Below are 11,753 nucleotides of genomic sequence, written 5' to 3'. Positions count from 1 at the left end.
ACGGTTACCCGCTCGCGGGCGCGCGGCTCGTCGCCAGCAGGCCTTCCGCTACTCTCGCGACAGCCAGGCCCAGCAGCGGAGGGACAGCGTTCCCCACCTGCTTGAGCTGCTGCCACTCGCTTCCATGAAATATGAAGCCGTCATGAAAAGACTGGAGCCGGGCGGCCTCGCGGACGGTGATCCAGCGGTCGTAGCTCGGGTGAATCCACTCGGACAGGTCGCGGTGCATTTGCGCGAGAATGGTGTAGGACGGCTTGTCAGGATCGAGCCGGCGCCATTTATGGCCTCTCGTGCCGTTCCAGAGTTCCTTGGGCAGGGAATCGCCTCTCGCGCCGGGCTTGAGCGCAGCAAGAATGGCCTTGCGCCGCTCCTGGATTCCCTTCGTGTGATGGTTGAACAGCTCATCCGTCTCCAGCCGGCGCCGCTTCTGCTGCGCGGAGAGCAGCGGCTGATCGCAATCCAGCCTCATCAGCTTCTGATAGGCGGAATAGCCGTTCCGCGGCTTGCGCGGGTATGGGAGCGGGCCGTCATCTGCGGAGACTTTTTGCGGGAGGTCCGAGAGGGCCTCGCGCACCGTCACAACCGCACTCGCCTTCTGGCCGTTTAGCAGCGCCGCTGCCGCTTCGGCGATGTCCCCCTCGAATTTCTGGTCATCTCTCAGTCCAAATATAAAGACGCGGCGGCGGTCCTGCGGCACACCGAAGTCGGATGCGAGCACGGGAAGGATTGCTGTCCGGCGATAGCCTGCGGCGGCAAACGCCGACAGAATCTTCGATTTGAAATGGCCGTTCTTCATCGCGACCATGTTCGGCACGTTCTCCATCACGAAGGCGCGCGCCTTTACCGTCCGGCATATGCGGACGAATTCCTTATAGAGAGCATTGCGCGGGTCCGAGAGGTCGCGGGGGCCGATCTGGCTGAAGCCCTGGCAGGGCGGTCCGCCATAAACAATGTCGATCGGCTGCTCCGGAAGCGCGCGGCCTCGCCCCTTCAGGAAGCCGCCAATATCCCCCTCGTGCAGCTGCACCTCTGGGAAGTTTGCCGCGTGTGTCCTGCAGGCATGCGGATCTGACTCCACCGCCGACACCACTCGCCAGCCGGCCAGCCGCGCACCCTCGCAAAATCCGCCGGCGCCGCAAAAAAGCGAGATCGCTCTAATTGTCACAAGACCGCGCTCCTTTGGGTGCGGCCAGGACTTCGCGCCACTGCACGGACCCGCGCATACATACCGTTCCCTCCCCATTCGTGTTCTGAGTGCATTGTAGCGGCAAGACTACAAACAAGCTCGCCCAGCTTAGCTACCGTCCGCAGAAAGCTGGCCCGCACTTTGGCCAGGAATAGCGCGAGGGCCGGGGCCGCACCTTGTTCCCCGTTTGCTCGAGCCTGATTTACACCACCAACGAAGCAAGGTGATTCCGATCCGATGCGATCAGTTTTCCGAAGGAGATTCATTGAATACCAGTCATGGTGCCTGCCTCTCGCGCCGCCGTGCCCGTTTCGTGCGTGGCGCCAGCGACTCGTCCCCGGATTTCCAAGCTTTGACGTTCTGTGCTTTCCACCGCAGGGCCGGACTGGTTTCTATCGCGGCGCACACGTTCTCAGGCACATCGAGAGCGGACGCGTCGATCTCACCCCGATCAAGGACGCCGTCCAGAAACGCTCTCTCGCCGGCCGTGAACTGAAACAGCAGCGCGAGGTTATCCCGGCACTCGGCCGTGACGCTCTCGATCCAGGCTGCGGGGCCACCGAAGGCTTCGAAATACTGACTATGCAGGCACATGGTCAGCTTGCCGGTGATGTCGCCGACCTCGCATCCGATTCCGTCCGGCGAGGCGGTGCGCCAGTCGAAGCTCTTGGCGCTGGCGCCAATCATCAATGTCGCCACCTTGATCTTCGCCCAGTCGAGACCCGGCATGGCGATGATCCGATGCGCATCGAACAGATCTCGTGCGGTGCGCCGCGTGACCAGTGCGACCATCTTACCGGCGATGATTTCATGGATATCGAGAACTGGCACATTCGTGGCCTGGTAAGAGCCGATTGCCACCGACGGCATGCGATCCACCCCGTAAAGGGGACCGCGGTAGAGATAGTTGATATCGATTTCGATGGTCCCCGCCCCGCCGAGCGCGGAAGCGTAGCGGTAGATCCATTTGCCACCCGCATGTTCCGAAGGCTCGCGTCGTGCGGTGTAGCCTTTCGATTCCATCAGCCGCTCGATCCGGTCTTCCAATCCCGGCCGGTCCGCGTCCATCTGCTCCTTGTCGATCGCACCGACATAGTTGACGTCGATATCGACCGAGAGGCGATCCAGATCAGAATGGAAGACGTTGAGCGCCGTGCCGCCCTTCAAGGCGACCCGCGGGCCGATCAGCGTGTCAGCGCCGAAAGCATCGAGAATGTCGATCAGCCGGATCACCCGCTCTAGCGTCGCGGGCTGAAGCTGGCGCTCGGCCGCGATGTCCTGAAGCGTTTCCCGCGATGCGACCATCACACGCCCTCAAAAGCAGCGTCTACAGCCTGCCGCGGCAGAAGCACGCGCCACGGCTCGACGAGCACAGCATGACCGGGCTCGGCGCCCAGCGCGTAGTGCTTCGACCGCGGAAGCCGGGCCTGAAGGCGCGTCAGGACGTCGTCCGTGACGCCGAGCGCCGAACGTCGCCTCTCGAGCCACCAGCCGGAAACGGAAGCGAGCGACCGGTTGTCCAGCAGTTCGACATAGTCGGCGACTTTCGTCGGATCGAGATAGCGCACCAGATCCAGCGATTGCAGAACCTCCTCAACGCCGCCAGTAAGTTCCGGCCGGTGCAAGGCATCGACAACCGTGCGTTCAACCGCCGTCACGCGGACCGCCACGCCCTGCCGATCCATGGTCGTAGTCAGGTAGTCGGCCTTGCCAGCCGCAGCCAATGCCTTCGGCGGCGCGACGAAGCGGCAGGCGCCAAATGGCAGATCCACGCGTTCGGTTCGCCCCGCACTGATGACCTGGACCTCGTTGAACTCGGAATAGGCTATGCCGTGCAACTCAAGGGCTGAGTGAAACCCCAAGACGCCATCGGGTCGCAGCTTGCTCGCTGCAGCGAAGCGGTCGATCACCATCCGCTCGACCGGCAAGTGGGCCGGCACCGCGGCAAACACCTCACGACTGACACGCTTGATATTGCCGGCCCGCAGGTGATGCCGGAGCAGACTCGTAACATTGGCCCCGCCCGCCGGGTGGCCGAGGGCCGCCGCGAACTCTGCCCGAGTGAACACCGGATGAGCCGACAGAAAGCTGGCCGTTTTGTGCTGGCGAGGTTGCATAGCGGGTCGACGATTCTGCGTTAAAGTGGGCAAGAAATAGCCATTTTGATGCATATTTGTCAACACGACCAAGGACACGTTCCCCCTCAGTGGAAAAAAAGCGCCGTATGGGCTATATATTGCCCCATCCACCGCACTTTCCAAAACCACTCTTCACCAGACCGCTGTTTGAGGGAAGGCCTTCCCCTGCGGCCGAGCCATATGTCTCGGCCGACCCCTTCTGCGGGGAAACCCCGCAACGCCCCTGGGAAGAGTGAGAGTGCGGACCCGGTTTGCCGTGACGGGTTGAGAGCTGGAGGAGAGGCCTCCGGCGCCCGTCGCGGAGAACCGCGATGGCCACGAAAGCCGCACGCGTCCGGCATGGCTCCGAGAAAGCCAGCCTCTATGACGAAATCACGAACAGGATAATCTCCGAGCTCGAGAAGGGCTGCGTCCCCTGGGTCCAGCCCTGGGGGACCGCCGCGGCCAAGGCGCCGCTGGCGATGCCCGGCAATGCAGCGACCCGACGCCCATATTCCGGGATCAACGTCCTCATCCTCTGGGGTGCCGTCATCGAGCACGGCTTTCCCGGCCAGAGCTGGCTCACCTTCCGCCAGGCCCTTTCGCTCGGCGGCAACGTTCGCAAAGGCGAGCGGGGAACGACCGTCGTTTACGCCGACCGGTTCATTCCTGACGAGGAGAAGAAGCGGGCGCGGGAGACCGGTGAAGAAGCTCAGGCGGTCCCGTTCCTCAAGCGCTTCACGGTCTTCAATACGGCGCAATGCGAAAACCTGCCGGAGGGCGTCGCGGCGGCGGCGCCACCGCCGCTGGACCCGATCGAGCCCAGAGTCGAAGCGCTGATCGAGGCGACCGGCATCGACTTCCGCATCGGCGGCAATCACGCCTTCTATTCGCCAGCGCATGACTATGTGCAGGTCCCGCCGCCCCAGGCCTTTTTCGAGCCGATCAACTGGCATCGCACGGCGCTGCACGAGCTCGGGCACGCCACAGGGCATGGCTCGCGCCTTGCGCGCGATCTCACCGGATCCTTCGGCTCCAAGAAATACGCCTTCGAGGAGCTGGTCGCTGAGATGAACGCCGCCTTCTGCTGCGCTTCGCTCGGCATCGTGCCGACGGTGCGGCACGCCGACTATATCGCCTCCTGGCTCCAGCTCCTGCGCGATGACAACCGCGCGATCGTCCGCGCGGCGTCACAGGCCAGCAAGGCCGCCGACTTTCTGCTCGCCTTCTTGCCGGAGCGCGATGCCGGAGAAGACATCGAAGCACCTGTTGAATGGGCGGCGGCCTGACTTCCGGAAAGCCGGAGAACCGGATTGACGCCTCTCCGGCTCGCCGTCTTCACGGCTCTCCTGATTGGCGTTTGTGCGGCGTCGTCCTCCAGAGTGAGAGGGCGGCGCTGCGCTTCGTGACGGGTTGGAGGTCGAGAGAGAGGCTTTCGGCCGCCCGTCGCGGAGTACATCATCATGGCTACTGCTGCGAAGAAGATCACCCTGTCGCCCTCGCGCGACATTCCCTTCAACAAGCTCGTTCTCAGCCAGTCGAACGTCCGGCGAGTGAAAGCCGGCGTCTCGATCGAGGAGCTCGCCGAGGACATCGCCCGGCGCGGCCTGCTTCAGGGCCTCAGCGTCCGGCCCGTTGCGGACGAAGCCGGCGTTGAGACCGGCATGTTCGAGATCCCGGCGGGCGGGCGGCGCTACCGCGCGCTGGAACTGCTGGTGAAGCAGAAGCGGCTGGCGAAGACCGCGCCCGTGCCCTGCGTCGTGCGCGAGGGCGGCATCGCCGAGGAGGACTCGCTTGCCGAAAACGTCCAGCGCGCGCCACTCCATCCGCTGGATCAGTTCCGGGCCTTCCTTGCGCTCAAGGAGAAAGGCCAGTCCGAGGAGGAGATCGCCGCCGCCTTCTTCGTCTCGGTCAATGTCGTCAGGCAGCGGCTGAAGCTCGCCTCCGTGTCTCCTAAGCTGCTCGATGTCTATGCCGAGGATGGCATGACGCTCGATCAGCTGATGGCTTTCACCGTCTCGGGCGATCATGAGCGGCAGGAGCTGGTGTTCGAGCGGCTGCAGCACTCATACGACAAGCAGCCCTATGTCATCCGGCGCATGCTCACCGAAGGCGCCGTTCGCGCCTCCGACAAGCGGGCGCAGTTCATTGGCATCGACGCCTATGTCGAGGCAGGCGGCACGATCCTGCGCGACCTTTTCCAGGGCGACGATGGCGGCTGGCTGCAGGATGTTGCACTCGTCGACATGATGGTCGCCGAGAAGCTGCGTGATGAAGCGCAGGCGATCGCCGCCGACGGCTGGAAGTGGATCGAGGTCGCTCCCGACTTCGCCTATGGCCACACCTTCGGATTTCGGCAGGTCCGTGGCGAGCCCACGCCGCTCTCGGCCGAAGAAGAGGCGGCACGCAGTGCCTTGCAGGCGGAATTTGACCGGCTGACCGAGGAGTATTCCGACGCCGACGAACTGCCGGAGGAAATCGATGAGCGCTTCGGCGAGCTCGAAACCGCCCTCGAAGCGGTCGAGGCGAGGCCGCTCAGCTTCGACCCGGCCGAGATTGCGCGTGCGGGCGCGTTCATCAGCATCGCGCATGACGGTGGGCTGCGTGTGGAGCGTGGCTATGTCCGTCCGGAGGACGAGGAGCCGGTCGCTCCGGACACGGGCTCGACCGACGAATCCGATCAGCAGATCGGCGCGGCGAACGATGATACGGACGGCGACGAGACGGTCGAACCGTCCAATCCCTCGGCCGAGGCGGAGGAAGACGATGGCCTGACGCCGATCTCGGATCGTCTGCTGACAGAGCTGACCGCGTATCGCACCCTCGGTCTGCGTAGGGCGCTCGGCGAGCGGCCTGACGTCGCGTTCCTTGCGGCGCTTCACGCTCTGACGCTCAAGGTGTTCTACCACTATGGCTCGGACAGCTGCCTCGAGCTTGATCTGAAGAGCGTGGGCTTCAGCGCGCAGGCGCCGGGGCTGAACGACAGTGCGTCCGCAGTGGCGATCACCGCCCATCACGAGAGCTGGGGAAAGCGCCTGCCCAAGGACTCCGGTGACCTCTGGAATGCTCTCCAGCAACTTGATGGGCAGAGCCAGGCGGACCTGTTCGCCCATGTCGTCGGGCTGTCGGTGAACGCCCTGCATGAGCCGTGGAACAGGCGGCCGCGGGCGCTCGCGCACGCCGATCTTCTGGCTGGGGCAGTAGGGCTTGACATGGCCGCCGCGGGCTGGACGCCGACTGTGAACTCCTTCCTCGGCCGCGTCACCAAGGCGCGCATCCTCCATGCCGTGGCGGAAGTGAAGGGGCAGGATGCCGCCGATCGGATCGCCCATCTCAAGAAGGGTGACATGGCGTCCGAAGCCGAGCGCCTGCTGGCCGGCAGCGGCTGGCTTCCCGAGCCGCTGCGTACACCCGGGCACGCATCGAATGAGGCGATCGCCACTGATCGCGCCGATGCCGAGCCGGCCGACGAAGAAACGGCGGCCAACGGCGGCGAAACGGCCATGGCCGATGAGGAGCCGACGGGGGAGAATGACCCTGCCGACGACGTACCCCACGCGATCGCGGCCGAGTGAACGTCAACGACTTGCACGACTGGGCCCGCCGGCGACGGCGGGCCTTCTTTTTTGAGGAGCGCATGATGGCAGACTCGCCGCATAGCCTCGCGCGCCGCCTCGCCGACCGGGCCGAGGCAGTGTGCCGCCACTATCTTTCGAACGGCCGCCGCCAGGGAAGCTACTGGCTTGTCGGCGACGTGCGTAACACTGTGGGCCGCTCGATGTTCGTCCGGCTCAAGGACTCGCCAAAGGGCCCGGCCGGAAAATGGACCGACGCTGCCACCGGTGAGCACGGCGATCTGCTCGACGTCATCCGGGAGAGCTGCGGTCTCGCCGACTTCAAGGACGTCGCCGACGAGGCCCGAACCTTCCTCAGCATGCCGCCGCCCGAGCCGGCACCGACGGCAGTGCGCCATGACCCGGCACCGCGTGGCTCACCCGAAGCCGCCCGGCGCCTGTTCGCAATGTCGCAGCCGATCACGGGTACGCTCGTGCAATCGTATCTCCGGGAACGCGGCATTACGGATTTACGCGGAACTGGAAATCTGCGCTTCCATCCGCGCTGCTACTATCAGCCGGACGAGCATTCGCCGACCGAAACATGGCCGGCCATGATCGCAGCCGTCACTGACCTCGACGGCCGGATCACTGGGGCGCATCGCACCTGGCTCGATCCGCGAAGCCGCGACAAGGCGCCACTCGACACACCGCGTCGGGCGATGGGCGACCTTCTCGGCAACGCGGTCCGCTTCGGCGCGGGGGGCGAAGTCATGGCGGCCGGCGAAGGCATCGAGACCGTGCTGTCGGTCAGGCAGGTCTTGCCCGACATGCCGATGCTGGCGGCGCTATCGGCAGCGCACCTTGCGGCCATCCAGTTTCCCGACACGCTACGGCGGCTCTACATCCTGCGCGACGACGATCCCCCCGGCGATGGCGCGCGGGACAGCCTGGTCGAACGGGCGATCGCGGCCGAGATCGAAGCAATCGTCATCTCGCCCCAGCTCGGCGACTTCAACGAGGATCTGCGCACCCTCGGCCTCGACGCTCTGCGCAGCCAAACGCGGATGCAGATCAGGCCGCAGGACGTCGCACGCTTCATGGCGCTACCGGCATAGCCGGCAAGGAGGATGGCAGCGGTTCCGCCGTGCTCATGTGGGTGCACCGTTCCGTCTGGGAGGACCGCGCCTCGGCCTTCGAGAGGGCGATCGGCCCACAAGCCGGCCAGCCGGGCAATGGCGGCGGCCGGCTATTTTCCGGCGGCGCGTGCCGCGCCTTTCCATCGCGACACAAAATAGCCGGCCTTCGCCGTCCTCCACTGACGTTCCGGCCCTACGCTCCGCTCGGGTGCCCGGCCGTCCGGCCCGTGGGCTTCGTCGCCATGAAGGCCGCGATGGTCGCGGTCCAACCGACGGAGCATCCCATGCGCAAGCACGACGAAGACGAACCGCACCACGAATCCTCGCCAACCGCTCATGTCCTCAATGAACTCCAGCTCCACGGCTACCGCCCCTTCGCCGATGAGCCCGACCAGCGGTTTTTGCCCGACGGAAATCAAGTCGCGGGCGCCGTCGCCGACATCTTCGACGCCTTGATCGGCACCTTGGAGGATACCCGCCTCGAACCGGACCTTGACGACCTCCTTTGGTCGACCGTCAACGTCTTCCACCGCGCCACCGAACGCATCGCGCGCGAGCTGGACGACAACGAGCAGGCGCAGAGGCGTTCGCAGCGGGAACAGGACGGCAGCGAGGTGAAGTCGGTCGAGCTGGAGCGCCTGATTGCCGAGGGCATGACGCTGATCGAGCGCCAAAATGCCTTCGAACTGATGCGCGACCAGGCCGCCGAACATTACGAGCGCCAGGCCGGCAAGCCTTGGCTCCCGCGCAGCGGATCGAAGGTCAACCATCGCAATCTGACCTCAGCGATGATCGACAGCCGCGATTTCCTGATGGCGAAGAAGCGCGCCGATCAGGAGGTGCTCCTGCCGCCCGGAGCAAAGATCGTCGTCACCGGCGGGCTAGACTTCGACAACCACCGGCTGATCTGGGCTAAGCTCGACCAGGTTCATGCGAAGCACCCGGACATGGTGCTGGTCCACGGCAAATCGCCGAAGGGCGCCGAGAAGATCGCCTCGCTCTGGGCGAGGAACCGCAACGTGCCGCAGATCGGCTTCGCCCCCGACTGGACCAGGCACGGCCGCGCAGCACCGTTCAAGCGCAACGACGAAATGCTTCAGATCGTGCCCAAGGGCGTGATGCACTTCCCCGGCACGGGCATTCACGACAACCTCGCCGACAAGGCAAGAAAGCTCGGCGTCCCGGTCTGGAAGTTCGGCGGCGCATGAGCGCCGCCGTCACCTGCTGCTAAGATGTTTCAACAAAGCCCGGCCGCGCTTCGAAAGACGGTATCCGACTTGCAAGCTCTCGGTAAGGCCGAGTTCCTTAAGTTGCCGGATCTTCCGTTTCAAAACCTGCTTCTCGAAACCAAGCCGCTCCGCCAACTCGCCAGCCGGTCGACCTTCCGCTTCGCCGACTAGGCGTAGACACATGATGGTCCAAGGGGAATGGCCGCGGCTTCGGTCGAGCTTTGCGAGGGCGCTCTCCAACTCGGCAACATCCTCGGAAGCCAGGTCCTCGATCTCCCGCAAGGCCGCTCGCGGATCTCCGCCAGCGAGGTGAAACGCGATCCTGTATGTAGCGCCGTCGGTGCGCGATCGCAGGTCGGCGATTAACGTCTCGCGATTTTCGAAGCCCGCGGCCTTTGCGTCGTCATTCGTGATCTCGGATTCAGCGATCTCCCGCACATCGTCGAAGGCAAGCACCCCCGCCGGAGTTCGAAGTGTTCCACCTGCATGCACGGTTGGCTTTCTCCAGCGCCGAAAGGCCAAGGTGATGCGCCCGTTCCTGATCCCGTTTAGAGCCGCCGCCTTGAACAACATCTGCTCGACAAATCTCCCTGTCCTTGCCTGCCGTAACAACGGCCGAATCTGGGCAAGTCTTTAGCATCGTACCCCGTCAACTTGAATCGACACTCATCGGTTAATCCCTTCGAGCACCACACCCGCTTCCTGCGCTTATCCTTCGTCCGACTGATCGCTTGACGCCATCAACCCGTAAAGGGTCGGCTATGCGAGCATGCCGCCGCTGCGGCTGGGCCTGCGGGGGGATTGCAGTGCCCAGCCCGACACTTCGGGCGCCTGTCAGCGGGGGGATGGTCCTCCGCTCGGAACAGGAGCCGGATCGATGTCCCTCAACGACACCCACGCCTTCGCACTCAGCCTCGCCACCTCGCTGATGGCAACCGTCGTCATCTTCCAGGCCGGCGACGGCACCCTCTCAGTCATGCTTGGCAGCGAGTACGACGGCGACACCGCCGCGATCATCCATGAGATCGATCCCTTCGCCCCCTGATCGGGCAAGCCGACCGCCCGAGCGGAGATCGGCGCAGATTTCCGCTCCCGACGCGGTCAGTCTTACGCTATATTTCCCGTGCGCCGCGGTGGTGGTGGAAGGCGCGACCGTCAGACCTTGTCCTCATGGAGACCACCGCCATGATCATCCTCGCGATACTTGCATCCCTTGCAGCGATCAGCCTGCTTTGCTGGCTGCTCTTCACGCTGGCCGTTTTCGCGCTACCAGCTTTCGTCGGCGTGACCGCGGGCGCTTGGGCGCACGGCACCGGGGCCGGCATCCCCGGCGCCATCCTGGTCGGCATTGTGGCGGCCGCCGCGACGCTTGCCATTGGCCATCTCCTGATCGCCTTCGCACGTTCAATGTGGCTGAAGCTCATCGTCGCCGTGGCATTCGTCGCGCCTGCGGCGATCGCCGGCTTCCATGCGACCCATGGCATCGTGAAGAACCTCATGCCGTCCGATGCATGGCAGATCGCATTCTCCGTCATCGGCGCGGTCGCAGTCGGCATCACCGCCTTCGTGCGAGTCGTAGGAATGGCGGCGACCCCGGGCCCAGCCGGCCGGGATCTTGCGAGAACCTGACTTTCGGCATCTCCGAGAGGAGGGTCAGAGCTGCAGTGGTTGTGGTCGTCGTCTCATGCTGTTGCGATGGGCGCGTGTGGCGCGGATCGACGCTCGGCCCGGCGAAGCGGTCGTGATTGGAGCGCTGGAGGTCAGAGCCATGCCTCGGCGGTACACCGGACGCCAGGCCGGGCGATCTCCGTGATGGCGGTAGAAGACCGGAACTCAGCAGCGTAGCCCGGCGGGAGGAGATGAAGCCGGTGAGCATAGCGCGGCGCGGGTCTGCCGGTGCGAGGACGGCGGACATCTTCTCCGTTCTCTGACCGTCCCAAGACCGCTCCAAAACGGGCCTCTTCAAATGGCCTGATCTGGCCGAAGGCCGGCTGGCGCCTCGATCGCCTATGACGCAACAGCGGCGTCGGACTTTCTTCCCCTGCCGGCTGCGCCGCCATTCCTCGCGAGACAAGAAAGTCCTCCTTGGCTGTCGGGCCCCTTCGGGGTGCGCCGTCGATCGCCTCCGGCCTGCCGATCGCCATCGAGGCCGCAATGGTGCGGGCTCGAGTACGGAAAACGGAGACTTACAATGGCCACCATCGGCACCTTCAAGAAGACCAGCTCGAACGAGTTCACCGGCGAAATCGTCACCCTCAGCGTCCAGGCCAAGAACGTGCGCATCGTTCCCGACACGCGCGCCGCCGGCGAGAACGCACCCAGCCACCGGGTTCTGGTCGGCCGCGCCGAGATCGGCGCCGCCTGGTCCAAGCGCTCCAACGAGGGCCGCGACTATCTGGGCCTCAAGCTGGACGATCCGAGCTTCAACGCTCCGATCTACGCCAACCTCTTCGACGACGAGGACGGCGAGAGCTTCTCGCTGATCTGGTCCCGCCCCAACGGGCGGCGCGGCGACTAAGGCTCCCGCG

11 protein-coding genes are annotated in these 11,753 nt (G+C 64.8%); 7 read left to right on the top strand and 4 right to left on the bottom strand.

Features of this window, described 5'->3' with window-relative positions:
* Positions 1-4 precede the first annotated feature (4 nt).
* From MAXJ12_RS24405 to MAXJ12_RS24395, 3 genes are all read right to left on the bottom strand, one after another.
* On the bottom strand, positions 5-1,165 hold the full coding sequence (locus tag MAXJ12_RS24405) for a DNA cytosine methyltransferase (protein WP_244421582.1): 1,161 nt from the start codon (positions 1,163-1,165) through the stop codon (positions 5-7).
* Between the two features lie 297 nt (positions 1,166-1,462).
* Positions 1,463-2,419, bottom strand: a complete 957-nt coding sequence (locus MAXJ12_RS24400) for a nucleotidyl transferase AbiEii/AbiGii toxin family protein (RefSeq protein ID WP_244421581.1) — start codon at positions 2,417-2,419, stop codon at positions 1,463-1,465.
* Positions 2,420-2,490: 71 nt separating this feature from the next.
* Entirely contained in the window at positions 2,491-3,369 is an 879-nt protein-coding gene (locus tag MAXJ12_RS24395) for a type IV toxin-antitoxin system AbiEi family antitoxin domain-containing protein (RefSeq protein ID WP_244421586.1), read from the bottom strand.
* A gap of 266 nt (positions 3,370-3,635) precedes the next feature.
* Between MAXJ12_RS24395 and MAXJ12_RS24390 the strand changes: the two genes are divergently transcribed.
* From MAXJ12_RS24390 to MAXJ12_RS24375, 4 genes are all read left to right on the top strand, one after another.
* The gene (locus MAXJ12_RS24390; RefSeq protein ID WP_008838718.1) at positions 3,636-4,592 is read left to right on the top strand and encodes an ArdC family protein; all 957 of its coding nucleotides are present in this window, start codon (positions 3,636-3,638) and stop codon (positions 4,590-4,592) included.
* A 174-nt stretch (positions 4,593-4,766) separates the two neighbouring features.
* Positions 4,767-6,878, top strand: coding sequence for a ParB/RepB/Spo0J family partition protein (locus MAXJ12_RS24385; protein ID WP_008838717.1), 2,112 nt, complete (start codon positions 4,767-4,769; stop codon positions 6,876-6,878).
* A 65-nt stretch (positions 6,879-6,943) separates the two neighbouring features.
* Positions 6,944-7,975, top strand: a complete 1,032-nt coding sequence (locus MAXJ12_RS24380) for a DUF7146 domain-containing protein (protein WP_085984056.1) — start codon at positions 6,944-6,946, stop codon at positions 7,973-7,975.
* A 305-nt stretch (positions 7,976-8,280) separates the two neighbouring features.
* Positions 8,281-9,204: a DUF2493 domain-containing protein gene (locus MAXJ12_RS24375; RefSeq protein WP_008838715.1), complete on the top strand. Its 924-nt coding sequence runs from the start codon at positions 8,281-8,283 to the stop codon at positions 9,202-9,204.
* Between the two features lie 9 nt (positions 9,205-9,213).
* Here the strand turns inward: MAXJ12_RS24375 and MAXJ12_RS24370 are convergent, their stop codons facing one another.
* Complete coding sequence (locus MAXJ12_RS24370; RefSeq protein ID WP_202946698.1) at positions 9,214-9,795, bottom strand: hypothetical protein; 582 nt, start codon at positions 9,793-9,795, stop codon at positions 9,214-9,216.
* A 307-nt stretch (positions 9,796-10,102) separates the two neighbouring features.
* On the opposite strand from MAXJ12_RS24370, the gene MAXJ12_RS38285 reads away from it, so the two are divergent.
* From MAXJ12_RS38285 to MAXJ12_RS24360, 3 genes are all read left to right on the top strand, one after another.
* Positions 10,103-10,270, top strand: a complete 168-nt coding sequence (locus MAXJ12_RS38285) for a hypothetical protein (protein WP_008838713.1) — start codon at positions 10,103-10,105, stop codon at positions 10,268-10,270.
* A 140-nt stretch (positions 10,271-10,410) separates the two neighbouring features.
* Positions 10,411-10,854: a hypothetical protein gene (locus tag MAXJ12_RS24365; RefSeq protein WP_008838712.1), complete on the top strand. Its 444-nt coding sequence runs from the start codon at positions 10,411-10,413 to the stop codon at positions 10,852-10,854.
* Between the two features lie 562 nt (positions 10,855-11,416).
* Positions 11,417-11,743, top strand: a complete 327-nt coding sequence (locus MAXJ12_RS24360) for a DUF736 domain-containing protein (protein WP_008838711.1) — start codon at positions 11,417-11,419, stop codon at positions 11,741-11,743.
* Positions 11,744-11,753: the final 10 nt, after the last annotated feature.

The sequence above is a fragment of the Mesorhizobium alhagi CCNWXJ12-2 genome, assembly GCF_000236565.1.
Lineage (GTDB): Bacteria > Pseudomonadota > Alphaproteobacteria > Rhizobiales > Rhizobiaceae > Allomesorhizobium > Allomesorhizobium alhagi.
Note: the sequence above shows the minus strand (reverse complement) of the source record. Positions and strands in the feature narration are given on the sequence as shown.

Excerpts from the sequence above, each read along its gene's own strand:
- MAXJ12_RS24360 (WP_008838711.1), top strand. The coding sequence starts at position 11,417 with ATGGCCACCATCGGCACCTTCAAGAAGACCAGCTCGAACGAGTTCACC.
- MAXJ12_RS38285 (WP_008838713.1), top strand. The coding sequence starts at position 10,103 with ATGTCCCTCAACGACACCCACGCCTTCGCACTCAGCCTCGCCACCTCG.
- MAXJ12_RS24385 (WP_008838717.1), top strand. The coding sequence starts at position 4,767 with ATGGCTACTGCTGCGAAGAAGATCACCCTGTCGCCCTCGCGCGACATT.
- MAXJ12_RS24380 (WP_085984056.1), top strand. The coding sequence starts at position 6,944 with ATGGCAGACTCGCCGCATAGCCTCGCGCGCCGCCTCGCCGACCGGGCC.
- MAXJ12_RS24365 (WP_008838712.1), top strand. The coding sequence starts at position 10,411 with ATGATCATCCTCGCGATACTTGCATCCCTTGCAGCGATCAGCCTGCTT.
- MAXJ12_RS24375 (WP_008838715.1), top strand. The coding sequence starts at position 8,281 with ATGCGCAAGCACGACGAAGACGAACCGCACCACGAATCCTCGCCAACC.
- MAXJ12_RS24390 (WP_008838718.1), top strand. The coding sequence starts at position 3,636 with ATGGCCACGAAAGCCGCACGCGTCCGGCATGGCTCCGAGAAAGCCAGC.